Raw genomic sequence first — 25,990 nt, forward strand, 5'->3', positions numbered from 1 at the left:
GCGACCGCATGTGTCGGGTGGTTTTCCCTGTCGTCGTCCCCGTGAGGTTTCGAATGTCCCCGCGCTTCTCGTTCCGTTCGCCCCGTACTTCCGCGTTCCGCACCCGTGCAGCTGTGCTGGCCGCCGGACTGGGGGCCTCGGTCGTGCTGGGCGCCGGAGGCGCGGTCGCTGCTGAGATGACCTCCGCCACCGGTGCTCCCGCCGCCGTCCAGGCCCAGACCGTCGCCGCGAAGAAGGCGACCGCGAAGAAGGCCGTCTCCTGGGTGAAGCCGGTCAAGAAGTACACGAAGTCCGCCAGCTACGCGCAGGCCGGCGGCATGTGGCAGTCCACCCACAGCGGTCAGGACTTCGCCGTCCCGACCGGCACCCAGGTCGTGGCCGCGCACGGCGGCACCGTCGTCAAGGCCGGCGGCAACGGCGCCGGTGACGGTCCCGCGTACGGCAACGCCATCGTCATCAAGCACGGCAACGGGACCTTCTCCCAGTACGCCCACCTGTCGCGCATCGACGTGAAGATCGGCCAGGTCGTCAAGACCGGCCAGAACATAGCCAAGTCCGGCAACACCGGTAACTCCAGCGGTCCGCACCTGCACTTCGAGATCCGCAAGAGCGCCAACTACGGCACCGCGATCGACCCCGTCGCCTTCCTGCGGGCCAACGGTCTGTCGATCTGAGTCACCGAGTCGTTCAGGCGCCCTTGTGCGCCTGAGTGATCAGGCCCGTGGCGACTTCGAGGATGGCCTTGCGCTTCTCCTCGGGGTCGCCTTCGAGGTCCTTCATCACGAACATCCCGGCGTGCATCGTGAACAGGGCGCTGATGCAGCGCACCTGGTCCACCAGATCGGCGTCCGGGTCGATGATGATGTCCCGCATGCCGAGCATGCGGTTCTTGAACGTCTCGCCGATGCTCAGTTCGCGGACGGTCGCCTGGTTCTCCTGCATGAAGCGGAACAGGGGTGACGCGTCGGCCAGGGCCTGGCTGTAGCGCCGTACGATCTCCTGCTTCGTGTCCAGCGTGTGCGGCTGCTGCCTGCCCCACTCGATCAGGTCCTCGATCGGCTGCGTCAGATCCTGAAAGAGGCTGACGATGATCTCTTCCTTGGTCTTGAAGTGGTAGTACAGGGCCGCCTTCGTGACGTCGAGGCGCTCGGCGATCTCCCGCAGGGAGGTCTTCTCGTAGCCCTGCTCGGCGAAGAGCTCGAGGGCCACGTCCTGGATGCGCTGGCGGGTGTTCCCGCGGCGCCGCTGCTTGGTGCCGTCCATGGTGCCACCCATCCTCGTACTCTTGGGCCTTCCAGAAAACTTACTTGACGCCCGGCTAGTTGCGCCCCTACCTTCCTTCAGTGTAAGCAACTAGCCGGGCGGCAAGTAAGTGGCTGGGGGAGTGGGAATCATGGCGGACACACTGGCAGTGGACACAGGACCGGCGGATCAGGCGAAGCAAGCCGATCAGGCCGAGAAGCAGCCGCAGAGCGTACGGGTCGTGCTGCTCGCGCTGATGATCACGATGATGCTGGCGATGCTCGACAACATGATCGTGGGCACCGCGATGCCGACGATCGTGGGCGAGCTGGGCGGCCTGGAACATCTGTCGTGGGTCGTGACGGCGTACACCCTGGCGACCGCGGCCTCCACCCCGCTGTGGGGCAAGCTCGGTGACATGTACGGGCGCAAGGGCGTCTTCATGTCGTCGATCGTGCTGTTCCTGATCGGGTCGGCCCTGAGCGGCATGGCTCAGGACATGGGGCAGCTCATCGGGTTCCGGGCGGTGCAGGGACTTGGCGCCGGCGGTCTGATGGTCGGCGTCATGGCGATCATCGGCGACCTGATTCCGCCGCGGGAGCGCGGCAAGTACCAGGGCATGATGGCCGGCGTCATGGCGCTCGCGATGATCGGCGGGCCGCTGGTCGGCGGCACCATCACCGACCACTGGGGCTGGCGCTGGGCCTTCTACATCAACCTGCCGCTCGGCGTCGTGGCGCTCGCCGCGATCAGTGCCGTGCTGCATCTGCCGAAGAAGCGGGCGCAGGCGCGGATCGACTATCTGGGCGCCGGCCTGCTGACCGTGGGAATCACCGCGATCGTGCTGGTGACCACGTGGGGCGGTACGGAGTACGCGTGGACGTCCGCGCGGATCATGGAGCTCATCGGCATCGGCGTCGCCGCGCTGGTCGGGTTCCTGTTCTGGCAGACCAGGGCCGCGGAGCCGGTGGTGCCGCTGCACATCTTCCGCAGCCGGAACTTCACGCTGATGTCCGTGATCGGCTTCATCACCGGGTTCGTGATGTTCGGCGCGACGCTGTTCCTGCCGCTGTACCAGCAGTCGGTGCAGGGTGCCTCCGCCACGAACTCCGGGCTTCTGCTGCTGCCGATGCTCGGGGCGATGCTGGTCACCTCGATGGTCGCCGGGCGGGTGACCACGAACACCGGTCGCTACAAGGTCTTCCCGGTCGCCGGCAGTGTGCTGATGGTCGTCGGGCTGTATCTGCTGTCGACGATGGACACCGGGACCAGCCGGTTCATGTCCGGGGTGTTCATGGCCGTCGTCGGCCTGGGCATGGGCTGTCTGATGCAGATCACCATGCTGGTCGCACAGAACAGCGTCGAGATGAAGGACATGGGCGTCGCGTCCTCGTCGACCACGCTCTTCCGTACGCTCGGCTCCTCGTTCGGCGTCGCGATCATGGGCGCGCTGTTCAACAACCGGGTGCAGGACGTCATGAGCGAGCGGGCCGGGTCGCTGGGTTCGAAGGTGACCGAGCAGTCGGCGCAGCTCGACGCGGAGAGCCTGGCGAAGCTGCCGGACGCGGTGCGAGAGGCGTACCAGCACGCGGTGTCGTCCGGCACGCACTCGGCGTTCCTGCTGGGTGCCGTGATCGCGGTGCTGTCCCTGGCGGCGGCCGTGTTCGTGAAGGAGGTCCCGCTCAAGGGGGCGGGACCGCAGGCGGAGGTCGTCGCCGACGGCGTCTAGGCCCGAAGGCGGCGGTTCGGCCGCCGTCTCAGTCGCACGGTATGTGGAAGGCCCTCGGGTGGATCGCTCCCCGAGGGCCTTCGCCCTTTCGTTGTCAGTGGTGCGTGCCACCATCGGCTGCATGGACAAGGTGCGGCAGCTGCGGCGGGCCAAGGACGCCATGGACCGGGACTGGGCCGATCCGGGGCTCGACCTGGACGCGGTGGCCGCACACGCGGGGTACTCGCGGTACCACTTCGTGCGGGCCTTCAAGGCGGTGTACGGCGAGACCCCGGGGCAGTATCTGACGCACCGGCGGATCGAGCGGGCCGAGGATTATCTGCGGGCGGCCAACCTGACCGTGACCGAGATATGCCATCTGGTCGGGTTCAGCAGCCTCGGCACGTTCTCGGCGAAGTTCAAGGCGCGCACCGGGCTGTCGCCGAGCGAGTACCGGGACAAGCACGTCGGGCGCGGGGCCGCGCTGATACCGGGGTGCTACGCGATGTGGTGGGCGGGCGGGTTCCCCCAGGGCCCCGGCGCACAGCGCAATTCTGGAGAAGCGGACCGGTGACGCGGCTGCCTACGGTGACGGGGCAGGAGCCGATCGCCGCGAACAGGAGCGCACGATGATCAAGGGACTCAAGATCTCGACCGTCTGGGTACTCGACCAGGACAGGGCAAAGGAGTTCTACACCGAGAAGCTGGGCCTGGAGGTCCGTACGGACATGTCGATGGGTGAGGGCGGCATGCGCTGGCTGACCGTGGGCGCCGGGAGCCAGCCGGACGTCGAGCTGACCCTCATGGTGCCCGGGCCGCCCTCGCTGGACCCCGAGTCCGCCGAGATGGTGCGGAAGCTCGTGGCCAAGGGCGTGCTCGGCGCCGGTGTGCTGACCACCGACGACATCCACGGCGACTACAAGAGGCTCAAGAACCGCGGGGTGGAGTTCCTCCAGGAGCCGCAGGAGCGTCCGTACGGCACGGAGGCGCTGTTCCGCGACGACTCGGGGAACTGGTTCTCGTTCACCCAGCCCCGTGAGGGCGACCTTGACCTGTCGAAGGACTGGTCCTGCTGAGCAGCCGGCCCTACGGCAGCATCGGGTAGCTCCCCGTGTTCGTCGGCGCGTGCTCCGGGAGCCAGAGGACGGCCACCGCGCCCTCCGCCGGCACATGCTCCGGCGCGCCTGCCGGGCGGATGTTGCGGAAGGTCAGACGGGCACCGATGACCCGGGCCTGACCTGCGGCGATCGTCAGGCCGAGGCCGTGGCCGATGCCCGAGCGGTCGCTGCTGCCGGTGCGGAAGCGGCTGGGGCCGTCGGCGATCAGATGCTCCGGGAATCCGGGGCCGTGGTCGCGGACCCGGATGACCCGGCCCTCGACCGTGACCTGGATCGGCGGCCTGCCGTGCCGTGCCGCGTTGGCCAGCAGGTTGATCAGCACCCGCTCCAGGCGCCGCGGGTCGGTCGTGAGCTCCGACTCGTGGACGACCCGCACCTCGATCGCGGGATCCTTGGCGGCGACCCGCCGGCTGACGAACTCGCCCAGCAGGATGTCCTGCAACTCGGCCCGCTCCGAGGCGCTGTCCAGCCGGGCCACCTCCAGGACGTCCTCGACGAGCTTGCGCATGGCCTTCGCCCGGTCCAGGACCAGTTCCGTGGGCCGACCGGGCGGCAGCAGCTCGGCCGCCGTCAGCAGACCGGTCACCGGTGTGCGCAGTTCGTGCGCGATGTCCGCGGTGACCCGGCGCTCCGCCTCCAGCCGCTGCTGGAGCGCGTCCGCCATGGCGTCCACCGCGCTCGCGAGGTCGTCGGTCTCGTCCCGTACGACACCCCCGATGGCGTCCCGCACCCGTACGTCCGGCTCGCCGCTCGCGACCTGGTTCGCCGCGGCCGCCGCCTTGCGCAGCCGCCGCGACAGCTGGCCACCGATGAGCACACCGAGCGCGCTGCCGCCGAGCACCACCGCGATGGAGCCGATGATCATGGCCTGGTCGAGGCGGTTGAGAATGTGATCGCTGCGGTCGGTGAAGCCGGTGCGCAGCGACAGGACATGACCGTTGTTGAGCGGCACGGCAGCCCAGATGTCGGGCGCGCCGCTCGGCGAGTCGGTCACATAGGTCGCCCGCCGGCCCTCCTCGACCTTCACCCGCAGCGCCGCCGGCAGCTCCGGGTCGTCGACCGTGAGATTGGGGAAGTTCAGCCGCTTGGACTGCTCGTAGCTGCGCTGGGCGATCTGGATGCGCTCGTCGGCGAGGTCGCGCGCGCTGTCCAGCATCGAGACCCGGGCCTGGTTATGCACGACGAGGCTCAGGACGACCGCCACCAGCGCGCCGACCAGCGCGATCGCCGCGCTCAGCTTCCACCGCAGCCCCGTACGTATGGCGATACGGCCGCCGCCCGCGCCCCTCACGCGCACGCCCCTGTGACGACCCGCCACCGAACCGGTGAGATTGCCCGCATGGACACCCGTCCCCTGCCCCGCGATCCGCGTGGGATCCGTGAGGCCGACTCTCTGCGCACCGGACGCGGCCGGCCGTCTGAACATCCCCCGCATGCCGCCCCGCTCAGGCCTTCAGCTTGTAGCCGAAGCCACGGACCGTCTCGATACGGTCCTGGCCGATCTTCGTGCGCAGCCGCTGCACATGGACGTCGACCACCCGCGTGTCGCCGCCCCAGCCGTAGTCCCACACCCGCTCCAGCAGCTTGTCCCGCGACAGCACCGTGCCCGGCGCCGAGGAGAACTCCAGCAGCAGCCGCATCTCGGTCGGAGTGAGCGCGACGCCCTGCCCGGCCCGGCGCACCTCCATGCCCTCGGTGTCGACCTCCAGGTCGCCGAAGGTCAGCAGGCCGCCGTTGGCCGCGGAGTCGGCCTCGTCCACCCGGTCCGCGCGGCCCGCGTGCCCGAAGCGGCGCAGCACCGCCCGGATCCGGGCGACCAGCACGGCGCCGTCGAACGGCTTGGTCACGTAGTCGTCCGCGCCCGCCTCCAGGCCCAGCACCACGTCGATCGAGTCGGCGCGCGCCGACAGCATGATCACCGGCACGGTGGACTCGTCGCGGATACGGCGGCACAGGCTGACCCCGTCCAGACCCGGGACCATCACGTCCAGCAAGGCGATGTCGGGCTGGTTCGTCCGGAACGCCTCCAGGCCCGACAGCCCGTCGGGCATGGCGGTGACCGCGAAGCCGTCCCGCTCCAGGGCGAGCTGGGTGGCCTCGCGGATGACGTCGTCGTCCTCGACGAACAGGACGTGGGTCTGGTCTGCCATCCCGGTGCTCTCAGTCCTCGTGTCTCTAGGGGTGCGTCTGATGCTGCTGGGCCGCGCATGGCGCGTCCACTTCAGGGACGCGTGGATCGCCCGATGCGTTCACGGCCGGCGGTCTCAGCCCTCCGGCGCCGCCGGCTCGTCGTCGCCGAGCGAGCCGTAGTCGGTGCGGGTGCTGTACTTCCGGACGAAGCGGTCGGATGTCCACAGGTACGAGAACACGTCCTCGCTGGACGGGTTCGACAGTGCGTCGTCCTTGGCATACACCTGCTTGGTCACCACAAGGTAGCCGCGGTCGATCTCGGCGTAGACCGGAGGCTCCTCCGACTTGAACACATTGCGGTACGCGCCGCTCTGTTCGCGGTACACGTACGAGGCGACGCCGATCTCATCCCCGCAGGACAGGACGTTGACCACGATGTCGTCCGCCGGTCCGCCGGTCAGGTCACCGTAGGACACGTCGATGGGGTAGTCGTCGGACACGCACGGCTTCAGCTCGCGCTTGACCTCCGTCGAGACCACGGGGTCCGCCTTGACCAGCTGGACGGCCTGTTCGCGGCTCGGGACGGCGGAGGCCGAGGCCGTGGCCGACGGTGTGACGGCCGAACCGCCCGCCATGTCGGCGTGGGCGGGCCCCTCGTCACGGGCGCCGGTGCCGCCGGTCGCGCAGGCGGAGGAGAAAAGGGCGAGGGCGACGACCACGACCACCGCCGTGAACGCCGCCTGAAAGGTCCCCCGTACGGGGCCGGGCCCGCGTTGCGCGGAGCCGCCGTCCTCCGAGTCCCCGTCCGTGGCCCTGTCACCCCTGTTCGTGTGCCCGGTGCCGCCCGTCGTCGTGCCTAGGCCGCGCAACGCTCCCGCTCCTCACGCTCCAGCGCGCGTGCGTCCAGATCGCGGCTCTCCAGCTCCTCGCGGAGCCGGGCGAGCGCCCGGTGCAGCGTGCTCTTGACCGTTCCGGCCGACATGCCGAGGGCCGCGGCCGTCTCCTCCGTGGACATCTGCTCCCAGTGTCGCAGCACCACGACGCTGCGCTGCTTGGGAGCGAGCACCTTCATGATGTCCATCAGCAGGGCGCGGTCCGCGTGCTGCTCGGTGGAGTCGTCGACCGAGGCGTCCGGGAGCTGCTCGGTCGGCACCTCCTCCAGCTTGCGCGCCCGCCACCACTCGGTCCGCGTGTTGATCATCACGCGGCGCAGGTAGGCGTCCGCCAGCCGCTTGTCGGCGATGCCGTCCCAGCGGTGGTAGGTCCGCACCAGCGCGGTCTGCAGCAGGTCCTGCGCGTCGACCGGGTCCGGGACCAGCCGGCGGGCGCTGCGCAGCAGCGCGTCCTGCCGGGTGCGGACGTACTCCTCGAACTCGAGCACCTCGCCCTGCGCCATGTTGACCGCCTCCCGATTCCCCGTTCCCGGCCGGCCTGTCGGCCGTCGGTCTCACTGCTTCTGCTTCGTCGTCCCCGTCTGCCGGGTACGGGAATGAAGCTACGGAGGCGTTGTCACGGCGCTGTCCGAAGCAGCCTGCGGCCAGCGCTCGGCTGTCCGTCGGTTATGTAACGGAATCAGGAAACGGACAAAAGGGTCGGGCGGTTGGGATGGCTATGGGGTGATTTGTTGGGGTGCCGGAGCCGCAAAGGCCGTGCGGAGGCTGTGAGTCGTGTGTTGCAGAGGCCGTACGGCTGTGATGTGACTGTGCGTCAGCTCAGCGGCAGCCGGTACAGCCCGCCCGGCAACGGCTCCACCAGTCCGTCGGAGACGAGCCCGTCCAGGGCGCGGGCGCGCTGCACGGGTTCGTGCCACACACGGTCGAGTGCCGCCTGCGGGACGGGCGTGTGGGCGTCGCGCAGCACGGCGAGCAGCTTGCCGCGCACCTGGCGGTCGGTCCCGGCGTACGTCTGACCGCGGCGTGGCGGGCCGTCGTGCTCCGGCTTGCCCGCGAGCCGCCAGGCGCACTGCGCGGCGATCGGGCAGCGCTGGCACGACTCGTTCTTCGCGGTGCACACCAGCGCGCCGAGCTCCATGGAGGCCGCGGCCCAGCGCGACGCGGTGTGCTCGTCGTCGGGGAGCAGCGAGCGGGCGAGCTTGCGCTCGGCGGCCGTGGTGGCGTTCGGCGGGTACTGCACACCGGTGACGGCGCGGGCGATGACACGGCGGACGTTGGTGTCCAGGACCGGGTGCCGCTGGCCGTACGCGAACGACGCCACGGCGGCCGCGGTGTACTCGCCGATGCCGGGCAGCGCGAGGAGCTGGGCGTGGTCGGTCGGTACGTCCCCGCCGTGCCGTTCCGCTATGGCGACGGCGGCGCCGTGCAGGCGCAGCGCGCGGCGCGGGTAGCCGAGCCGGCCCCAGGCGCGGACGGCCTCGCCGGGCGCCTCCTTGGCCAGGTCGGCGGGGCGGGGCCAGCGGGACAGCCACTGCTCGTAGACGGGCAGGACGCGGTTCACCGGAGTCTGCTGGAGCATGAACTCACTGACCATCACACCCCAGGGGCCCGCCTCGGGGCGCCGCCAGGGGAGGTCGCGGGCGTTCTCGTCGAACCAGTCGATGACACTGCTGTGCAGCGGCTGACCGAGAGGGCCGTCGGAGTCGGCGTCGATGTGGGTGTGCGGGGGTTTCGTGGGCGCAGTCATGGCTTTCCGATCCTGCCATGTCGGGGGCGGCCGGGTGGGTAGGCGGCGGATGCCGGTGCGTTGGTCGCTGCGGATCGGGGTGGGCCCGCGGATCCTGGGAGCCTGCGGATCGGGGGGGCCCGCGGATCCTGGGAGCCTGCGGCTGAACTCCTGGCCCGAGTGGAAAGCGCCCCCCACCTGACGATCGGCAGCAGTCTCCCCCCGACCCCCGCTTGTAGCGTCGCCCGGATGGAACGTCCTCGTATATGGCTGGCCGGTCTGCTCTGGGCCGTCCTCGTGTCGCCGGCGCTCACGGCCGACCGACTGGGCCTGAACGAACCGTGGGCCCTGTGGCAGCAGTCGGCCGGTCTGCTCGTGATCGGCGCCGCGGTGACCGTGGCCCGGCGCCAGCCCCTTGCGGCGTTCGCCCTGGCGGCCGGACTGAGCCTGGTCGCCGCCCCCGCCCTGTTCACCGTCTCCTACGGTCCGGCGCTCGGCGTCTTCGCCCTGCTGCTCGGGCTGCGCGCGGCGCGGGCGCGGCCGGCGGTGGTCGTCTTCGGGGCCGTCGGCTGCCTGGGTACGGCGAGGATCGCGCTGATCGGGGTCGATCCCGCGCCGGAGTGGGCGGTGCTGACCGGGACGCTGCTGTTCGGCTGTGTGTTCCCCTGGCTCGGTGGTCGCTACTGGCGCCAGAGCCGTCAGCTGACCCGGGCCGGCTGGAGCCGGGCCATGCGCCTGGAGGGCGAGCAGCGCATCGCCGAGGAGCGGGCCCGGCTGCGCGAACGGACCCGGATCGCGCAGGACATGCACGACTCCCTGGGCCATGAGCTGAGCCTGATCGCCCTGCGCGCCGGCGCCCTCCAGGTCGCCCCCGACCTGCCGGACCGCCACCGCACCGCCGCCGGCGACCTGCGCGCGGCCGCCGCCGACGCCACCGAGCGGCTGCACCGCATCATCGGTGTCCTGCGGGAGGACGACGATCCGGTGCCGGTGTCCCTGACCCCGGCGGGCGAGACCGTCGAGCAACTCGTCGCACGCGCCGCCGAGTCGGGGCTGGCGGTGCGGTGGGAGCCGGTCGCGGGCGCCGCGTCGGACGGCGCCGGCGCACGGGGCGCGGCGCCGGCACCGGGCGGGGTCGCCGAGCGCGTCCTGTACCGGGTGGTCCGCGAGGCGCTGACCAACGCGGCCCGGCACGCCCCCGGGGCCACGGTCACCGTCTCGGCCGTCGAGGAGGCCGACGGCACGACCGTCACCGTGACCAGTGGCGGCCGCCCGGCGGCCGACGGCGGGACGGGCGCCCCCTCTCCGTCCTCCGGCGGCACCGGCCTCCAGGCCCTGCGCGCCGCCGTCACCGCGGTCGGCGGCGGCTTCGAGGCCGGTCCGTACGGGGACGGGTTCCGTGTGCGGGCCCGCGTCCCCGAGCAGGCCGCCACGACACCCCGGCCCGCCCCCGCCCCGTACGCCCCCTTCACCCACGCCCGCCGCCGGGTGGCCCTGGCCCTCGCGGCCTCCGTCGGCGCGGGCGTCGTGCTCGTGGGCGGGGCGTTCGCCTGGTACGCGTACACCGAGACCCACTCGGTGCTGCCGCCCGCGGCCTACGCCGACCTGCGCATCGGCACGTCGGTCCAGGACCTCGCCGGGGTCCTTCCGGACCGGTCCGTGCGCGACGCTCCCGTGGAGCGGGCGCCGGGCCCGCCGCCGCGGGACAGCGACTGCCGTTACTACCGCGCGAGCGGCGAACTCCTCGTCTCCGTCGACCACTTCAGGCTCTGCTTCGACGACGAGGAACGGCTCGTCGCCAAGGACGTCGTCCCGAGAGCCGGCCCGTCCCAACGCCCTTCCACAGATGAGGAGTTCGCACGGTGATCCGGGTACTGCTGGCCGACGACGAGGCGATGGTGCGTGCGGGCGTGCGCGCCATCCTGACCAGCGGCGGTGAGATCGACGTCGTCGCGGAGGCCGGCGACGGGCGGGCGGCCGTCGAGCTGGTGCGGGCGCACCGGCCGGACGTGGCCCTGCTGGACATCCGTATGCCACGGCTGGACGGCCTCGCCGCCGCCGAGGAGATCGCACGGACCGCGCCCGGCACGGCCGTGGCGATGCTCACCACCTTCTCCGAACAGGCTTACGTGGCCCGCGCGCTGGGCGGCGGCGCCACCGGTTTCCTGCTGAAGTCCGGGGACCCCTACGAACTCATCGCGGGCGTAAGGGCAGTCGCCGGCGGCGCGGCCTTCCTGTCGCCGAAGGTGGCCCGGTACGTCATCGACGGACTGGGCGGCGCAGAAGGCCGCCTGGGCCGCGAGGCCGCCGCACGCGCGCGCGTGGCCGAGCTCAGCCTGCGCGAACGTGAGGTGCTCGGCCTCGTCGGCGCGGGCCTGTCCAACCCGGAGATCGCCGCCCGGCTGCATCTCGTCGAGGGCACGGTGAAGGCCTATGTCAGCGCGGTGCTGGACCGGTTGGGCGTGCGCAATCGCGTACAGGCGGCGATCGTGGCGTACGAGGCGGGGCTGGTGGAGTCGTAGCGCCCGGCGCATGCCGTACGGGTCGGGCTCACCGTGTGTCCATGCCGTACGCGGGGACGCGCGCCGGTCCCGGGCCCGTGAACCACCGTACGGGCGGCGCCGACGAGGCCCGCATCGCCTCGGCCAGCCGGATCGCGGGGCGGGTACCGAGCCGTACGGCGGCCATCGCGACCGCCGCGCCCAGGACCAGGCCCGCGGCGACGTCGTGCGGATAGTGCACCCCGACGAACACGCGGGAGAAGGCCATCAGGAGGGCCAGTGGCGCCGTGAGCCGCAGCAGGGCGCGCCCGGTCAGGGCCAGGGCGATCGCCGCGGCGCCCGCGATGGTGGCGTGGTTGCTGGGGAAGGACCAGTCGCCGGGCGGCGGGCAGGCGGCGAGGGAGGGGGCGGCCCGGGCCGTCGCACGGCACGGACGTTCCTCGGCGAAGCCGGACTTGAGCACCTCGCTGCACACGTACGCCGTAGCCGTGGCCAGAGGTGCAAGGACCGCGATTGCTAATGCCCGGGTCGTGTCCTGTCGGGCCCGCCACCAGGCGATGACGAACAGCGCGGCGAACAGCAGCAGTCCGGCCTCCGTCCAAGTCTCGGCCGTGCGCTGTACCCACGTCGGGGTGCCGTGGGCGAGGTCGGTGATGTCGCGATGGAGCTCGCTGTCCCAGAAATCCATGGTCACGGACCGTAGGGGGCAGGCCGATACCGTCACACCCTGCGATCGACAGGTGCCGCCCCTGACGGAAGACAGGAGTGGCGCGGGCGCCGACGGGCGGTTTCCGGGATGATGATCCGGAAAAGTTGTCGTCGGGGCGGCGGGTGGAGCAAGACAGCGCGCCGATCTCTCGTACAGTTTGCGCCGTGGGATCTCTGCGCAATCCGGTCGGGCCGCTTCCCTCCACCATCTACTGGCGGCGGAGGGCCGTACTGCTGTCGATGTGCGCCCTGTTGGCGCTGCTGATCACCTGGGTACTCACCTCGGGCGGCGGAGGCGGCACCAACAACGCGGGCGGATCCGACGGCAAGAATCCCGCGCCCTCGACGATCACGCCGGGCCCTTCGGGGTCGGGGCCGGCGATCAGTCAAGCGCCGGGCGGACGCGACGAGTCGACGGCCGGCGGGGACTCCGGTGGGTCGGGCTCCGGGGAAGGCTCGACCGACGGGGGCTCCGACGGTTCGGGCGGCTCCGGCAGCGGATCCGCGGGCGGCGGCTCGGGCGGCGGTGTCGGTGCGGACGACGCGGTCGCCGACGGCTCCTCGCTGCCCGACTGCGTCTCGGGCCAGATGAAGCTGTCGGTGCGCAGCCTGCACAACTCCTACGAGCCCGGCGAGACCCCCGCCCTGCTGCTGACCGCGACGAACTCCTCCACCTACGACTGCAAGGTCGATCTCGGCCCGAAGAACGCGGTGGTGACGGTCACTGAGGCGGGTTCCGAGGACGACTTCTGGTCCTCCGCCGACTGCCCCAAGGACGCCGCCAGCCTGCGGTTCCGGGTGCCCGCCGACGAAAGCATCACGTACACCGTGAAGTGGGACCGCAAGGCGAGCGCCCCGCAGTGCGCGACGCCCGCCGCCGGTTCGGCCGCGGCGGGGACGTATCTGGTGGAGGCGACGACGCCCGGGTTCGGGACGGCGCAGACGTCGTTCGTCCTGGAGAACGACTGACGGGCCGTACGCCTCGGCGCACGGCCCGGGACTCGACCAGACGTACTAGACGTACCGCTCCAGGATCGAGCTCTCGGCCAGCCGCGACAGGCCCTCGCGCACACTGCGTGCCCGGGCCTCGCCGACGCCGTCCACCGTCTGGAGGTCGTCCACGCTGGCGGCGAGCAGCTTCTGCAGGCCGCCGAAGTGCTCCACCAGGCGGTCGATGATCGCGCCGGGGAGTCTGGGGACCTTGGCCAGGAGGCGGAAACCGCGCGGGGAGACCGCGGAGTCCAGCGCCTCGGGGGAGCCGGTGTAGCCCAACGCCCTTGCCACCGTGGGCAGTTCAAGAAGCTCGGCGTGGGTGAGGGCGTCCAGCTCGTACAGCGCCTCGTCGACCGTGCGGGAGCGCTTGGCCGTCGGCTCGGGGACGTAGTCCCGCACCACGAGCTCGCGCTCGGGCTCCACGCCCGCGATCAACTCGTCCAGCTGGAGGGAGAGAAGGCGGCCGTCGGTGCCCAGCTCCACGACGTACTCGGCGATCTCGGTCGCGATGCGCCGGACCATCTCCAGGCGCTGGGCCACCGCCGAGACGTCGCGGACCGTCACCAGGTCCTCGATCTCCAGCGCTGACAACGTTCCCGCGACCTCGTCCAGGCGGAGTTTGTAGCGCTCCAGGGTCGCCAGGGCCTGGTTGGCGCGGGAGAGGATCGCCGCCGAGTCCTCCAGGACGCGGCGGTGACCGTCGACGTAGAGCGCGATCAGCCGCATGGACTGGGAGACGGAGACGACCGGGAAGCCGACCTGCTTGCTGACCCGGTCCGCCGTACGGTGCCGGGTGCCCGTCTCCTCCGTGGGGATCGTCGCGTCGGGCACGAACTGCACGCCCGCCCGCAAGATCTTCGACAGATCCGAGGACACCACGATGCCGCCGTCGAGCTTGCACAGCTCACGCAGGCGCGTGGCCGTGAACTCGACATCCAGCACGAATCCGCCCGTACACATCGTCTCGACGGTCTTGTCGGAGCCGAGCACGATGAGTCCGCCGGTGTTGCCGCGGACGACGCGCTCAAGGCCGTCGCGCAGCGCCGTGCCGGGAGCCACGGCGCTCAGGGAGGCGCGCATCAGGCCATCGGAACCGGCACTCCCACCGGACTTTCCGGGAGCTGCTGCCCGGTCGTTGGCTGCCACTGCACTCCTCCGGTCGCAGGTTCTGGGGCGCTCCCGTTTCGCACACGCTGTTCGTACGGACGGGCGAGACCAGGGCAAAGTCTACCGGCGGTCCTCCTCGTCCCGTGGGGCCTCTCGCCGACGAGAGCGCGGAAGGACCCGCAGGGCGTCCCCTATGTCGGCCACTTCCAGCACCTTCATGCCCGCAGGGATCTTGCCCGGGTCGCCCGGAACGAGGGCGTGCGTGAAGCCCAGCCGGTGCGCTTCGGAGAGTCTGCGCTGCACGCCCGTGACCCGTCTGACCTCGCCCGCGAGGCCCACCTCGCCGATCGCGACGAGGTTCTTGGGGAGAGGTGTGTCACTCGCGGCGGAGGCCAGCGCGAGGGCTACGGCGAGGTCCGCCGCGGGCTCCGAGAGCCTGACTCCGCCGACCGTCGCGGAGTAGATGTCCCGCTTGCCGAGTGCGCTGATCCGGCCGCGCTGCTCCAGCACGGCCAGCATCATCGAGACGCGCGACGTCTCCAGACCGGACGTCGTACGGCGGGGTGAGGGGATCTGGGAGTCGACGGTGAGCGCCTGGACCTCGGCGACGAGGGGGCGGCGGCCCTCCAGGGTGACCGTCAGGCAGGTGCCCGGGACCGGTTCGTCACGACGGGTCAGGAAAAGTCCGCTTGGGTCGGCAAGGCCCGTGATGCCCTCGTCGTGCAGCTCGAAGCAGCCGACCTCGTCCGTCGTGCCGTAGCGGTTCTTGACGCCTCGCACGAGACGCAGGCGCGCGTGCCGGTCGCCCTCGAAGCTGAGCACCACGTCCACGAGGTGTTCGAGGAGGCGGGGTCCGGCGATGGCGCCGTCCTTGGTGACGTGTCCCACAAGGAGCGTGGACATCCCGCGTTCCTTGGAGACCCGGATCAGGGCGCCGGCGACCTCCCTGACCTGTGCCATGCCGCCGGGCGCACCGTCGATCTCCGGGGAGGCCACGGTCTGCACGGAGTCCATGATGAGCAGCGACGGCTTCACCGCGTCCAAGTGGCCGAGCACGGCGGCCAGATCGGTCTCGGCCGCGAGATACAGGTGGTCGTCGATGGCGCCGATGCGGTCGGCGCGCAGCCGCACCTGGCTCGCCGACTCCTCGCCGGTGACATACAGCGTGCGGTGCTTCTCGCTCGCCGACTTGGCCGCCACGTCCAGCAGCAGCGTGGACTTGCCGACGCCGGGCTCGCCCGCGACGAGGACGACGGCGCCGGGCACCAGCCCGCCGCCGAGCACCCGGTCCAGCTCGGGCACGCCGGTGGGCCGCGCGGTGGCCTGCCGCCCGTCGACCTGCCCGATCGGCAGCGCGGATGTCGTCACCCGCCCCGGCGTCGTCGTACGGACCGCGGGCGCGCCGTACTCCTCGACCGTCCCCCAGGCCTGGCACTCGGGGCAGCGGCCGAGCCACTTGGCCGTCTGCCAGCCGCACTCCGTGCAGCGGTAGGACGGTCGGTCCTTCGTGGTCTTGGTACGGGCAGCCATGCGATGAACCGTAGCCGAGCCCACTGACAACGCCGTGCGGCCGTGCACACGGCGCCTCTTCGGGGGCCTCCCAGGGCCCGGCTCGTCATGCACAAGCCACGGAATCCGGGGTTCCTGTACCCCATTGAGGGATCGTTTCACCCGTACGGATTAAAACTGCTCAAGCAGGAAGAAGGCGCCACCCCGGGCCGCCTACGGTCCACGAATGATGAGCAGCACTCCGGAGACCTCGCCCCGCACCGCCGGCGCGCACAGGGCGCACCGGGAGGCGCGTGATCGTGCGGCGGCGCGTACGTTGGCGCAGCGGCCGCACGCGCGCTACGAGCCTTATCTGGACGGGCTGTTCACCTACTGCCTGTCCGTCCTGTGCGACCACGACACCGCGACCGCCGCCCTCGGCGACGTCCTCGCGCTGGCCGAGCGCCGCGGGCAGCGGGTGCCGGAGACCGCCGCCGACCGGCGGCCCTGGCTGTACGCGCTGGCCCGCTGGGCGTGTCTGCGGGGGCTGGCCGAGGCCAAGCAGAAACGTCAGGGCAGCCACGCCGCGAACCGCCACGGCACGCATCGGCCGACGGGGGCGCGGACCGCCGGGCCGCCCGTCGCCGAGGAGGTCCAGGAGCAGCGGCGCCGCGAACTCGCCCTGCTCGCCTGGCCGGAGGCCGCCGGCACCACCCCGGAGCAGCGCGAGGCCCTCGAACTCGCCGTACGCCACCACCTCGCCGCCCACGAGGTCGCCGCCGTCCTCGGCCTCGACCTCGCCGCCGCCCGCGAGCTGCTCGCCTCCGCCGCCTGCGAGGTCGAGCGCACCCGCGCGGCCCTCGCCGTCGTCGAGACCGGCGCCTGTCCGGGCGTCGCCCGGCTCACCGGCGACAACCAGGTCGTCCTCGGCTCGGCCCTGCGCCGCGAACTCGTCCGGCACGTCGACGACTGCCCGCGCTGCCGCCGTACCGCCGAGCGCGCGATCCCCGGCCGGTGGCCCGGCGCGGTCGTGACCCCCGCCGAGCTGCCCGTCCTTCAGGCGCCCCGCGCGGCCCTGCACATGGCCCTCGCGCACGCCCCACGCGCGCGTGGCGTCGCCGTGCCGCGCTTCGACCGGCGTGGCTTTCCGATGGACCCGAAGGATCGTGCCGCCCGCAGGGACCGGCTACGCGCGCGTGCCGTCACCACGACCGTCGTCGCCACCGTCATCGCCGCCCCCGTCCTCGCCCTGTGGGCCGCCTACCGGGGCACCCCGACCGGTGAAGGCGCCGAGGGCGCCACGGCCAGCGCGAGCGAGGCGCACGACCCCGGCGCCCTCGAAGGCGACGCCGCGCGCGGCGGCTACGAGAACGCCGGCAACGCCAGCACCGCACCCGGCGGCCGCTTCGGCGAGCGCCCCGGCCCGGACGTCCTCGTCGAGGTCGTCAGCGTCAGCGGCGTGCGCGGGGCGAGCGCGGGGAACCTGGAGGTGAGCGCCGACCACAGCGGCGACACCACGCTCGTCACCCTCACCGCGACGGGGCGCACACCGGTGCGCTGGTCGGCGAGCACCGGGGCGCACTGGCTCTATCTGAGCCGGTCGGCGGGAACGCTGGCGCCGGGCGAGTCGTTGACGATCAAGGTGCACGTCGACCAGCTGCGCGAGCCGTCCGGCTACTGGAGCGCGCGGGTGGCGATCGCACCCGCCGGCGCCGTCGTCTCCATCGAGGGCCACGGCAGCGCCCCCAGCCCCTCCGACCCGGGACACGGCCCCGACCCGCTCCCCAGCGATCCGACCGACCCCGGGACGCCCAGCCAGCCGCCGCCCTCGTCCGCCGATCCCGATCCGACGCCGACGAGCCCGGCTCCGTCCGATCCCACGCCCAGCGAGCCGCCGCCGACATCGCCCGATCCGACGCCGTCCGGCCCTTCCAGCCCCTCCGATCCGTCCGATCCGTCCGATCCGTCAGACCCGACGGGCTCGACCCCGCCGCCCAGCGGGAGCGGGGAGCCCAGCCCGTCCGGGCCGTAGGGGCTGGGGCCGTAGGGCCTGGGCGCCGGGTGCGGGTGCGGGTGCGGTGGCGTCGCGCGGCCGGTGGCCGTCGGTCAGCCGGCCGGGTCCGCCGGGTGCGGCGCCAGCAGGGGCAGCTGCGACGCGAGCCGCTCCTCGCACAGCTCGACCAGGCGGTCATAGCCCGCCTTGCCCATCAGTTCCCTCAGCTCCGCCCGGTAGGACACGTACACCGGGTCACCCGCGCCGTGCGCCGAGGTCGCCGACGTGCACCACCAGTGCAGGTCGTGGCCGCCCGGACCCCAGCCGCGGCGGTCGTACTCGCCGATCGACACCTGGAGCACCCGGGTGTCGTCGGGCCGGTCGATCCAGTCGTAGGTCCGCCGCACCGGCAGCTGCCAGCAGACGTCCGGCTTGGTCTCCAGCGGCTCGCGGCCCTCCTTCAGGGCGAGGATGTGCAGCGAGCAGCCCGCGCCGCCCGCGAAGCCGGGGCGGTTCTGGAAGATGCACGAGCCGTTGAAGGGGCGGGTCTGGCGGTCGCCGTCCTCGTCCTCCGAGATCCAGCCGTGCTCCATGCCCTCGTCATGGTGCTGCCAGATCTCCGGCGTGAGCCTCGCCACATGCTCGGCGACGCGCTTCTCGTCGTCCTCGTCGGAGAAGTGGGCGCCCAGCGTGCAGCAGCCGTCGTCCGCGCGGCCCGCCTGGATGCCCTGGCAGCCGCTGCCGAAGATGCAGTTCCAACGGGAGGTCAGCCATGTCAGATCGCAGCGGAAGATCTGCTCGTCGTCCGCCGGATCAGGGAACTCCACCCATGCGCGTGCGAAGTCGAGGCCCTTCTCGTCCGGCTCCGGGGAGCCCTTCGCCGGTTTCTTCGACTTCGTGGCCGCCTTCGCCTGCGAAGAACCCTTGTCGGATTTGGCTGCCTTGTCGTTCTTCGCCTTTTTCGTCTTTGGCACGGGACCAGGGTACGGCGTCCGCACCTGCGACTTCGAGGACAGAGGATCGCCCAGGTGGCAGTAGCGTTCCGTACATGAGACTCGGTGTCCTCGACGTGGGATCTAACACGGTGCATCTGCTGGTGGTGGATGCGCATCCTGGCGCGCGCCCGCTGCCCGCGCATTCGCACAAGGTGGAGCTGCGCCTTGCCCAACTGCTCGACGCCAGCGGGGCCATCGGTCCCGACGGGGTCGACAGGCTCATAGGCGTCGTGCAAGAGGCGTTGCAGGCCGCCGAGGACAAGGGTGTCGAGGAAGTGCTGCCGTTCGCCACGTCCGCGGTGCGCGAGGCGACCAACGCCGACGACGTACTGGCGCGCGTGAAGGCGGAAACCGGGGTTGAGCTGCAGGTTCTCACCGGCGCGGAGGAGGCTCGGCTGACCTTCCTCGCGGTCCGGCGGTGGTTCGGATGGTCGGCCGGGAAGCTGCTGGTGCTGGACATCGGGGGCGGGTCCCTGGAGATCGCCTACGGCATCGACGAGGAGCCGTACGCGGCGGTGTCGCTGCCGCTCGGCGCCGGGCGGCTGACGGCCGGGTGGCTGCCGGGGGATCCGCCGGACTCCGAGGACATCCGGGCACTGCGGCGGCATGTGCGGGCGCAGATCGCTCGGACGGTCGGCGAGTTCAGCCGGTTCGGCGCGCCCGATCACGTGGTCGCGACGTCCAAGACCTTCAAGCAGCTGGCCCGTATCGCCGGCGCCGCGCGCTCCGCGGAGGGCCTTTACACCCAGCGCGAGCTGAAGCGGGAGTCGCTGGAGGCCTGGGTGCCCCGGCTGGCCGGGATGACCGCGGCCCAGCGGGCGGAACTGCCGGGCGTCTCCGAGGGGCGGGCCGGGCAGCTGGTCGCGGGGGCACTGGTGGCCGAGGGCGCGATGGATCTGTTCGGCGTGGAGACGCTGGAGGTCTGCCCCTGGGCACTGCGCGAGGGCGTGATCCTGCGGAAGCTGGATCAGCTGGCGGTGGGGTGACGGATGCGTACGGCCTGTACGGCGCGTCCGGCGACCTGGGGAGGGGCGCCGGCGGCGTCGTAGGGGTGGCGGCGCCGTGAGGTCCGTGGGCTCGCGCTGGGCCGTGGTCCGCGCGCTTGAGGACGGCCCGCGCGTCCACGTCCGGCGAAGGTCCCCGCACCCGGCGATGGCCCCCGCGCCACGCCCGCTGAAGGGCCGCGCCCGGCGACGCTCCCGTGCCCGCGCCGGCGACGCCCCCGCCCCCGCGCTCGGTGACGCCCCTGCCCCTCCGCCCGGCGACGCCCCCGCCCCCAAGGCCGACGCTCCCGCCCGCCCCACGTGAACCCCGCCACACCCCCCACCTCGCACCCCCGCTCCACCCGCCCGCCACCCGCCCGGCATCCGCCCAGTTCGCGCGCCGCCGGCCGGTTGTGAGCCCTCTCGGCGGGCGCCGTGTCATCGGTTCCCCCGCGCTCCGCGCCGCCCCGTACGCTGTCCCTCGTGGCAGAACCAGTGGTGCGCATCCCGGATGCGAAGGTCGCTCTGTCGACGGCCTCCGTCTATCCGGAGTCGACGGCGACGGCCTTCGAGATCGCCGCGCGCCTCGGGTACGACGGTGTCGAGGTCATGGTGTGGACCGACCCGGTCAGCCAGGACATCGAGGCGCTGCGCAGGCTCAGCGACTACCACCGGGTCCCGATTCTCGCCGTCCACGCTCCCTGTCTGCTGATCACGCAGCGCGTCTGGTCGACGGACCCGTGGACCAAGCTCCAGCGCGCCCGGGCCGCCGCCGAGAAGCTGGGGGCGGGCACGGTCGTCGTGCATCCGCCGTTTCGCTGGCAGCGCCAGTACGCCCGGGACTTCGTCGCCGGCATCTGGCGTATGGCGAACGAGACGGACGTGCGGTTCGCCGTCGAGAACATGTACCCCTGGCGCTACCGCGACCGCGAGATGCTCGCCTACGCCCCCGACTGGGACGTCACCAAGGACGACTACCGGCATTTCACGATCGATCTCAGCCATACGGCGACCGCCCGCACGGACGCCGTGCAGATGATCGACCGGATGGGGGACCGGCTGGGGCATGTGCACCTCGCGGACGGGCGAGGGTCCGCGAAGGACGAGCACCTCGTCCCCGGCCGCGGCAACCAGCCCTGCGCCGAGGTGCTGGAGCGCCTCGCCCTGACCGGCTTCGACGGTCACGTCGTCATCGAGGTCAACACCCGCCGCGCGATGTCCAGCGCCGAACGCGAGGCCGACCTCGCCGAGGCCCTCGCCTTCACACGGCTGCATCTGGCCTCCGCGGTGAAGGTGCCCCGGCCGTGACCGACTCAGCCGACGCAGCCGACTCAGCCGACGGCCGGGGCGAGGTGACCTCCCGACGCCGGGGCCGGCCCCCGCGTACCGAGTCCGCCGACACCCGCGACCGCATCCTGGACGCCGCCCGCGAGGAGTTCTCCGAGCGCGGCTACGAAAAGACCTCGGTGCGGGGCATCGCCAAGGCGGCCGGCGTGGACTCCGCGCTCGTGCACCACTACTTCGGCACCAAGGAGCAGGTCTTCGAGGCGGCCGTGGAGGTCGCCCTCGTGCCCGCCCTGAAGGTGCGGGACGCTGTGCTCGAAGCGCCCCTCGACGACGTCGGCGAGCGCCTGACCCGCTTTCTCTTCGGGCTCTGGGAGAACCCCGTGACCCGCAAGCCGCTGCTCGCGATCGTCCGGTCGGCGGTCAACAACGAGGCCGCGGCCACCGTGTTCCGGCGCCTGGTCTCGGCCCAGCTGCTGCGCCGCATCGCCGGCGAGATCGACGCCCCGGACGCGGAACTGCGCGCCGAACTGGCGGCCTCGCAGCTGGTGGGGGTCGCGATGATGCGCTACGTCATCAAGATCGAGCCGATCGCCTCCGCGGACCCGGAGCAGATCATCGCGCGCGTGGCACCCGTCGTGCAGGGGCACCTGACCGGCCGGTGAAGGGGCGGCTCGCTGATTCGCGAGACATTCGTCCCGTATTCCGGACACCTCGTCCCGCCCACTGGATGACCGGCGTACGCTCGTTAGCAGTCAGAAGTCTCTGATCGCAGTACCCGCTGTCCCCCGCAGTCCCCCGCAGTCCTGAAGGAGCGAGCGACGATGCCCGAGCTGAGGTCCCGCACAGTCACCCACGGCCGCAACATGGCGGGCGCCCGCGCCCTTATGCGCGCCTCCGGTGTACCCGGTGCGGACATCGGCCGGAAGCCGATCATCGCGGTGGCGAACTCCTTCACCGAGTTCGTGCCCGGCCACACCCACCTCCAGCCCGTCGGCCGGATCGTCAGCGAGGCGATCAAGGAGGCCGGCGGCATCCCGCGCGAGTTCAACACGATCGCCGTGGACGACGGCATCGCGATGGGCCACGGCGGCATGCTGTACTCCCTCCCCTCCCGCGACCTCATCGCGGACAGCGTGGAGTACATGGTCGAGGCGCACTGCGCCGACGCCCTGATCTGCATCTCCAACTGCGACAAGATCACGCCGGGCATGCTGAACGCGGCCCTGCGCCTGAACATCCCCACGGTCTTCGTCTCCGGCGGACCGATGGAGTCCGGCCGCGCGACCCTCGTCGACGGCACGGTCCGCACGCTCGACCTGGTTGACGCCATCTCCGATGCCGTGAACGACAAGATCTCGGACGAGGACATCCTCCGTATCGAGGAGAACGCCTGTCCGACCTGCGGCTCCTGCTCCGGCATGTTCACCGCCAACTCGATGAACTGCCTGACCGAGGCCATCGGCCTGTCCCTGCCGGGCAACGGCTCGGTCCTCGCCACGCACACGGCCCGCAAGGCCCTGTACGAGGACGCGGCCCGCACGGTCATGGACATCACGCGCCGCTACTACGAGCAGGACGACGAGACGGTCCTGCCGCGCAACGTCGCCACCTTCGCGGCGTTCGAGAACGCCATGGCTCTCGACATCGCCATGGGCGGCTCCACCAACACGATCCTGCACCTGCTCGCCGCCGCCCAGGAGGCGGGCGTTCCGTTCGGGCTTGAGCAGATCAACGAGGTCAGCCGCCGGGTCCCGTGCCTGGCGAAGGTCGCGCCCAACGTCGCCAAGGACCGCACGTACTACATGGAGGACGTGCACCGCGCCGGCGGCATCCCCGCCCTGCTGGGCGAGCTGCACCGCGCCGGCCTGCTCAACGAGGACGTGCACGCCGTCCACAGCCCGTCCCTGTCGGACTGGCTGAAGACGTGGGACGTGCGCGGCGGGTCCCCCTCGCCGAAGGCCGTCGAGCTGTGGCACGCCGCCCCCGGCTGCGTCCGCTCGGCCGAGGCCTTCTCGCAGTCCGAGCGCTGGGAGGCACTCGACGAGGACGCCGAGGGCGGCTGCATCCGCAGCGCCGAGCACGCCTACTCCAAGGACGGCGGCCTCGCAGTCCTCAGGGGCAACCTCGCCGTCGACGGCTGCGTCGTGAAGACCGCGGGCGTGGACGAGTCCATCTGGACCTTCGAGGGCCCGGCGGTCGTCTGCGAGTCGCAGGAAGAGGCCGTCGAGAAGATCCTCAACAAGCAGGTGACGGACGGCGACGTCGTCGTCATCCGCTACGAGGGCCCCAAGGGCGGCCCCGGCATGCAGGAGATGCTCTACCCGACGTCCTTCCTCAAGGGCCGCGGCCTCGGCAAGACCTGCGCCCTGATCACCGACGGCCGCTTCTCCGGCGGCACCTCCGGCCTGTCCATCGGCCACGCCTCCCCGGAGGCCGCGTCCGGCGGCACGATCGCGCTCGTCGAGGACGGCGACCGCATCCGCATCGACATCCCGAACCGCTCGGTCGAGCTGCTCGTCGACGACGCGGAACTCGCCCGCCGCGAGCAGGCGTTGAACGGGCAGTACGCCCCGAAGAACCGCGAGCGCAAGGTGTCGGCGGCCCTGCGGGCCTACGCGGCGATGGCGACCAGCGCGGACAAGGGCGCCGTGCGGGACGTGACGAAGCTGGGCTGACGCGCCTATCGCGTATCGCGGGGGCCGTCTCTTCGGGAGGCGGCCCCTGCGGCTGTCAGCGGCGAGGGCGCCCGCGGGGGCTGCGGTCGTGTCGTCGAGTACGGCTGTTTCACCACTGCGACGGGTCGCGGGCGTCCACGGCGAAGACGGTGCCGTCGGGGGCGGCGGCATGGACGTGGCCGTCGGCGAGCACGGGCTGAGGCAGGTGGGCCGTCACCCGGTCCGAGTCGGTGCCGAGCCGGGGCGGCGTCTGGCCCAGGAGCCTGCCGTCGGCGGCGTCCACGGCGAGGAGTCGGCCGTCGGGAGCGCTGACGTACACATGCCGGCCATCGGCGACGGGCGACGACGTACGGATCACGGACGTCTCCAGGCTCCACAGCTGTCTGCCGGCCTTCATGTCCACGGCGATCAGCGAACCGCCGTCGCCCCCGAGGTAGACCACGTTCCCCCGCACGGTGCCGTGCGCCTGCTGGACCGGACGGGGCAGGGATACGCGCTGCGTGGTCCGGTCGGCGGGGGAGTAACGGATCACGGCCCTCGTGTCGCTGTAGATCCCGTCGACGGAGAGCAGGAAGACCGACCCGTCCGACGCACCGGTGAGCTCCAGCGTCCCCTTCAGCCGCGCGTCCCAGCGCACGTCACCCGTGACCGGGTCCACCGCGGTGACCCGCGTGCTCGAACCGTCGTCGGACATGGTCGCCGTGTACGCCAGCGGATCCTTGGCGAAGGAGACGAAGTTCGGCGCCCGGTGCCCCGGAACCGAACGGTTCCACTTCGTGTCGCCCGAGGCGCCGTCCACGGCGGTGACCGTGCCGTCGGCGCCGGTGAGCAGCAGCATGCCGCCCACGGCCGTCATCCCGCCGTACGCGGGCGTGTTCTGCCGCCAGGCCGCCTTGCCCGTGGCGGGGTCGAGCCCCTCCAGCAGACCGCCCTGAACCGACGACGGGTGCACGAGGCCGCCCGCCACGACCGGTGCCGTGTTCACGGGCGACGGGGCGACGGGGTGGCGCCACAGCAGCCGGCCGTCCGCCGGGTCGAGCGCGTAGACCAGCCCGGTCTGCGAGCACAGCAGCTTGCCCGCACCGTAGGCGCACTGGGGCGTGCCCTTCTTGGGCGCCGGCGCGGCCGTCCACGCGCCGGAGCCGGCCGACGCGGTCCGCGGGCCGTGGTCCTGCGGCGTCGTATCGCCGCCGAGAAGCTGCACCGAGGCCAGCGCGGCGACCGCGGCCAGCCCGACGGCCCCGGCCCCGAGGGCGAGCAGCCTGCGACGCCGACGCTTCCCGGACGGCCGCTCGAACGGGTCTCCGGCTCCTGGCCCGGATCCGGACGCGGCCCCGGATCCGCGCAGAGCACGCGACTTCGACGCCGACGCGGAGTCCGTCTCCGCCCCCGCCCCCGCCTCCGCCCCCGACTCCGGCTCCGGCTTGTGGGGCTTCGCGTCGGTGGCCCGCTGCGCCGGTATGAACGCCTGCGTGTCGTACGACGCCGACACCGACCGCAGTTCCCGCATCAACTCGTCGGGCGTCGGCCGGTCCTCGGGCTCCTTGGCGAGGCAGCGCAGCACGAGCGGCGCGAGATTCGGCGGCAGCCCGGTCAGGTCCGGCTCGTCATGGACGACCTGGTAGGCCACGACGTACGGACTGTCGGAATCGAACGGTCCCCGTCCCGTCGCCGCGTGCACCAGCACGGACCCGAGCGCGAAGATGTCGGCGGCGGGCCCGACCTCCCGGGGCCGCCGGAACTGCTCCGGCGCCATGAACGGCGGCGTGCCGATCAACTTCCCGGTCTCGGTGCGCAGTTCGCTGTCCTTTGGCCGAGAGATGCCGAAGTCGATGACCTTCGGCCCGTCCTCGGCGAGCAGCACGTTGCTCGGCTTCAGATCCCTGTGCACCACGCCGACCCGGTGTATGTCGCGCAGCGCCTCGGCCAGCCCGGCCATCAGCCGCCGCAACTGCCCCGGCTCCATCGGGCCGTTCCGCTTCACCTGGTCGGCGAGGGTCGGGCCGGGGATGAACAGCGTGGCCATCCAGGGCCGTTCGGCCTCCGGATCGGCGTCCACGACGGGCGCGGTGAAGGCCCCGCTGACCTTGCGGGCAGCCCCCACCTCCTGCCGGAACCGCCCCCTGAACTCGGGGTCTCTGGCGAATTCGGCATGCACGACCTTCACCGCGAGCTGCATGCCCGAGGTGCTCCGGGCTAGATGGACGACGCCCATGCCGCCGGAACCCAGATGTGACTCCAGGCGGTAGTGACCGGCGTACTCGGGAAGTTCCGCTTCCGCGCCCGCTCCGGCGTTCTGCTGCGGCGCCATGGGACCACCCCCGTGCTGTTCGTCCGCGCGCGCGACGCACGGAGCCTAGTCGATGACTCGTACGAGACAGAGGCGGCTTGCTAGCCTCCGTGTTCCCAACGCGCACATGTGTGCGTGGCGTGATTTAGGGGA

24 protein-coding genes are annotated in these 25,990 nt (G+C 71.9%); 13 read left to right on the plus strand and 11 right to left on the minus strand.

Annotated elements, in window-relative coordinates; all coding sequences use genetic code 11:
* Positions 1-53: 53 nt before the first annotated feature.
* The gene (locus tag OG254_RS27950) at positions 54-674 is read left to right on the plus strand and encodes a M23 family metallopeptidase (RefSeq protein WP_405586883.1); all 621 of its coding nucleotides are present in this window, start codon (positions 54-56) and stop codon (positions 672-674) included.
* A gap of 13 nt (positions 675-687) precedes the next feature.
* Here the strand turns inward: OG254_RS27950 and OG254_RS27955 are convergent, their stop codons facing one another.
* Entirely contained in the window at positions 688-1,275 is a 588-nt protein-coding gene (locus tag OG254_RS27955; RefSeq protein ID WP_405586886.1) for a TetR/AcrR family transcriptional regulator, read from the minus strand.
* Positions 1,276-1,393: 118 nt separating this feature from the next.
* Between OG254_RS27955 and OG254_RS27960 the strand changes: the two genes are divergently transcribed.
* The 3 genes from OG254_RS27960 to OG254_RS27970 all read left to right on the plus strand — a co-directional run bounded on the left by OG254_RS27960 (position 1,394) and on the right by OG254_RS27970 (position 4,026).
* Positions 1,394-2,971: an MDR family MFS transporter gene (locus OG254_RS27960; protein ID WP_405586888.1), complete on the plus strand. Its 1,578-nt coding sequence runs from the start codon at positions 1,394-1,396 to the stop codon at positions 2,969-2,971.
* 121 nt (positions 2,972-3,092) lie between these two features.
* Entirely contained in the window at positions 3,093-3,524 is a 432-nt protein-coding gene (locus OG254_RS27965; RefSeq protein WP_351200680.1) for a helix-turn-helix transcriptional regulator, read from the plus strand.
* 55 nt (positions 3,525-3,579) lie between these two features.
* Positions 3,580-4,026, plus strand: a complete 447-nt coding sequence (locus OG254_RS27970) for a VOC family protein (RefSeq protein ID WP_405586891.1) — start codon at positions 3,580-3,582, stop codon at positions 4,024-4,026.
* Positions 4,027-4,036: 10 nt separating this feature from the next.
* Here the strand turns inward: OG254_RS27970 and cseC are convergent, their stop codons facing one another.
* The 5 genes from cseC to OG254_RS27995 all read right to left on the minus strand — a co-directional run bounded on the left by cseC (position 4,037) and on the right by OG254_RS27995 (position 8,838).
* Complete coding sequence (gene cseC, locus OG254_RS27975) at positions 4,037-5,503, minus strand: two-component system sensor histidine kinase CseC (RefSeq protein ID WP_405586893.1); 1,467 nt, start codon at positions 5,501-5,503, stop codon at positions 4,037-4,039.
* Positions 5,504-5,513: 10 nt separating this feature from the next.
* Entirely contained in the window at positions 5,514-6,218 is a 705-nt protein-coding gene (gene cseB / locus OG254_RS27980) for a two-component system response regulator CseB (protein ID WP_405586896.1), read from the minus strand.
* Positions 6,219-6,332: 114 nt separating this feature from the next.
* A complete protein-coding gene (locus OG254_RS27985; protein WP_405586899.1) occupies positions 6,333-7,067 on the minus strand; it encodes a hypothetical protein in 735 nt (244 codons plus the stop codon).
* The gene (locus OG254_RS27990; protein ID WP_003999062.1) at positions 7,055-7,594 is read right to left on the minus strand and encodes a SigE family RNA polymerase sigma factor; all 540 of its coding nucleotides are present in this window, start codon (positions 7,592-7,594) and stop codon (positions 7,055-7,057) included. The genes OG254_RS27985 and OG254_RS27990 overlap by 13 nt, the downstream gene beginning before the upstream one ends.
* Positions 7,595-7,905: 311 nt before the next feature.
* Positions 7,906-8,838 (minus strand): A/G-specific adenine glycosylase, encoded by a 933-nt coding sequence (locus tag OG254_RS27995; protein WP_405586903.1) that lies wholly within the window; start codon positions 8,836-8,838, stop codon positions 7,906-7,908.
* Between the two features lie 228 nt (positions 8,839-9,066).
* Here OG254_RS27995 and OG254_RS28000 point away from each other — a divergent pair, with 228 nt between their 5' ends.
* Both OG254_RS28000 and OG254_RS28005 read left to right on the plus strand, forming a co-directional pair.
* The gene (locus tag OG254_RS28000; protein WP_405586905.1) at positions 9,067-10,683 is read left to right on the plus strand and encodes a sensor histidine kinase; all 1,617 of its coding nucleotides are present in this window, start codon (positions 9,067-9,069) and stop codon (positions 10,681-10,683) included.
* Positions 10,680-11,339 carry a response regulator gene (locus OG254_RS28005; protein WP_405586908.1) on the plus strand — a complete coding sequence of 220 codons (660 nt, stop codon included), beginning with the start codon at positions 10,680-10,682 and terminating at the stop codon, positions 11,337-11,339. Before OG254_RS28000 ends, OG254_RS28005 begins: the two co-directional genes overlap by 4 nt.
* Positions 11,340-11,367: 28 nt before the next feature.
* Here the strand turns inward: OG254_RS28005 and OG254_RS28010 are convergent, their stop codons facing one another.
* A complete protein-coding gene (locus tag OG254_RS28010; protein WP_405586910.1) occupies positions 11,368-12,006 on the minus strand; it encodes a phosphatase PAP2 family protein in 639 nt (212 codons plus the stop codon).
* A 185-nt stretch (positions 12,007-12,191) separates the two neighbouring features.
* On the opposite strand from OG254_RS28010, the gene OG254_RS28015 reads away from it, so the two are divergent.
* Complete coding sequence (locus OG254_RS28015; RefSeq protein WP_405586913.1) at positions 12,192-12,995, plus strand: hypothetical protein; 804 nt, start codon at positions 12,192-12,194, stop codon at positions 12,993-12,995.
* Between the two features lie 45 nt (positions 12,996-13,040).
* Here the strand turns inward: OG254_RS28015 and disA are convergent, their stop codons facing one another.
* Positions 13,041-14,165 carry a DNA integrity scanning diadenylate cyclase DisA gene (gene disA, locus OG254_RS28020; protein WP_351200697.1) on the minus strand — a complete coding sequence of 375 codons (1,125 nt, stop codon included), beginning with the start codon at positions 14,163-14,165 and terminating at the stop codon, positions 13,041-13,043.
* Positions 14,166-14,246: 81 nt separating this feature from the next.
* On the minus strand, positions 14,247-15,656 hold the full coding sequence (gene radA, locus OG254_RS28025; RefSeq protein ID WP_405586916.1) for a DNA repair protein RadA: 1,410 nt from the start codon (positions 15,654-15,656) through the stop codon (positions 14,247-14,249).
* A gap of 205 nt (positions 15,657-15,861) precedes the next feature.
* On the opposite strand from radA, the gene OG254_RS28030 reads away from it, so the two are divergent.
* Entirely contained in the window at positions 15,862-17,646 is a 1,785-nt protein-coding gene (locus tag OG254_RS28030; protein WP_405586918.1) for a BACON domain-containing protein, read from the plus strand.
* A gap of 74 nt (positions 17,647-17,720) precedes the next feature.
* Here the strand turns inward: OG254_RS28030 and OG254_RS28035 are convergent, their stop codons facing one another.
* Positions 17,721-18,581: a hypothetical protein gene (locus OG254_RS28035; RefSeq protein WP_405586921.1), complete on the minus strand. Its 861-nt coding sequence runs from the start codon at positions 18,579-18,581 to the stop codon at positions 17,721-17,723.
* 74 nt (positions 18,582-18,655) lie between these two features.
* Between OG254_RS28035 and OG254_RS28040 the strand changes: the two genes are divergently transcribed.
* The 5 genes from OG254_RS28040 to ilvD all read left to right on the plus strand — a co-directional run bounded on the left by OG254_RS28040 (position 18,656) and on the right by ilvD (position 23,547).
* Positions 18,656-19,588 carry a Ppx/GppA phosphatase family protein gene (locus OG254_RS28040; protein ID WP_351200705.1) on the plus strand — a complete coding sequence of 311 codons (933 nt, stop codon included), beginning with the start codon at positions 18,656-18,658 and terminating at the stop codon, positions 19,586-19,588.
* A 76-nt stretch (positions 19,589-19,664) separates the two neighbouring features.
* Complete coding sequence (locus OG254_RS28045; protein ID WP_405586925.1) at positions 19,665-19,910, plus strand: hypothetical protein; 246 nt, start codon at positions 19,665-19,667, stop codon at positions 19,908-19,910.
* A 158-nt stretch (positions 19,911-20,068) separates the two neighbouring features.
* Positions 20,069-20,893: a sugar phosphate isomerase/epimerase family protein gene (locus tag OG254_RS28050; protein ID WP_405586928.1), complete on the plus strand. Its 825-nt coding sequence runs from the start codon at positions 20,069-20,071 to the stop codon at positions 20,891-20,893.
* Positions 20,890-21,534, plus strand: coding sequence for a TetR family transcriptional regulator (locus tag OG254_RS28055; RefSeq protein ID WP_405586931.1), 645 nt, complete (start codon positions 20,890-20,892; stop codon positions 21,532-21,534). Before OG254_RS28050 ends, OG254_RS28055 begins: the two co-directional genes overlap by 4 nt.
* Before the next feature lie 159 nt (positions 21,535-21,693).
* Positions 21,694-23,547: a dihydroxy-acid dehydratase gene (ilvD, locus tag OG254_RS28060; protein ID WP_405586933.1), complete on the plus strand. Its 1,854-nt coding sequence runs from the start codon at positions 21,694-21,696 to the stop codon at positions 23,545-23,547.
* A gap of 109 nt (positions 23,548-23,656) precedes the next feature.
* Here ilvD and OG254_RS28065 read toward each other — a convergent pair whose 3' ends face one another.
* On the minus strand, positions 23,657-25,858 hold the full coding sequence (locus tag OG254_RS28065) for a serine/threonine-protein kinase (RefSeq protein ID WP_405586936.1): 2,202 nt from the start codon (positions 25,856-25,858) through the stop codon (positions 23,657-23,659).
* Positions 25,859-25,990 lie beyond the last annotated feature (132 nt).

The organism is Streptomyces sp. NBC_01092 (genome assembly GCF_045039535.1).
In the GTDB taxonomy this organism is placed as follows: domain Bacteria; phylum Actinomycetota; class Actinomycetes; order Streptomycetales; family Streptomycetaceae; genus Streptomyces.

What these genes read in the sequence shown, in the direction of transcription:
- cseC (WP_405586893.1), bottom strand. Translation starts at nt 5,503, where the DNA reads ATGCGGGGGATGTTCAGACGGCCGGCCGCGTCCGGTGCGCAGAGAGTC.
- OG254_RS28000 (WP_405586905.1), top strand. Translation starts at nt 9,067, where the DNA reads ATGGAACGTCCTCGTATATGGCTGGCCGGTCTGCTCTGGGCCGTCCTC.
- OG254_RS27960 (WP_405586888.1), top strand. Translation starts at nt 1,394, where the DNA reads ATGGCGGACACACTGGCAGTGGACACAGGACCGGCGGATCAGGCGAAG.
- OG254_RS27965 (WP_351200680.1), top strand. Translation starts at nt 3,093, where the DNA reads ATGGACAAGGTGCGGCAGCTGCGGCGGGCCAAGGACGCCATGGACCGG.
- OG254_RS27990 (WP_003999062.1), bottom strand. Translation starts at nt 7,594, where the DNA reads ATGGCGCAGGGCGAGGTGCTCGAGTTCGAGGAGTACGTCCGCACCCGG.
- OG254_RS28065 (WP_405586936.1), bottom strand. Translation starts at nt 25,858, where the DNA reads ATGGCGCCGCAGCAGAACGCCGGAGCGGGCGCGGAAGCGGAACTTCCC.
- ilvD (WP_405586933.1), top strand. Translation starts at nt 21,694, where the DNA reads ATGCCCGAGCTGAGGTCCCGCACAGTCACCCACGGCCGCAACATGGCG.
- OG254_RS27950 (WP_405586883.1), top strand. Translation starts at nt 54, where the DNA reads ATGTCCCCGCGCTTCTCGTTCCGTTCGCCCCGTACTTCCGCGTTCCGC.
- cseB (WP_405586896.1), bottom strand. Translation starts at nt 6,218, where the DNA reads ATGGCAGACCAGACCCACGTCCTGTTCGTCGAGGACGACGACGTCATC.
- radA (WP_405586916.1), bottom strand. Translation starts at nt 15,656, where the DNA reads ATGGCTGCCCGTACCAAGACCACGAAGGACCGACCGTCCTACCGCTGC.
- OG254_RS27970 (WP_405586891.1), top strand. Translation starts at nt 3,580, where the DNA reads ATGATCAAGGGACTCAAGATCTCGACCGTCTGGGTACTCGACCAGGAC.
- OG254_RS28030 (WP_405586918.1), top strand. Translation starts at nt 15,862, where the DNA reads ATGATGAGCAGCACTCCGGAGACCTCGCCCCGCACCGCCGGCGCGCAC.
- OG254_RS27995 (WP_405586903.1), bottom strand. Translation starts at nt 8,838, where the DNA reads ATGACTGCGCCCACGAAACCCCCGCACACCCACATCGACGCCGACTCC.
- OG254_RS28010 (WP_405586910.1), bottom strand. Translation starts at nt 12,006, where the DNA reads ATGGATTTCTGGGACAGCGAGCTCCATCGCGACATCACCGACCTCGCC.
- OG254_RS27955 (WP_405586886.1), bottom strand. Translation starts at nt 1,275, where the DNA reads ATGGGTGGCACCATGGACGGCACCAAGCAGCGGCGCCGCGGGAACACC.
- OG254_RS28040 (WP_351200705.1), top strand. Translation starts at nt 18,656, where the DNA reads ATGAGACTCGGTGTCCTCGACGTGGGATCTAACACGGTGCATCTGCTG.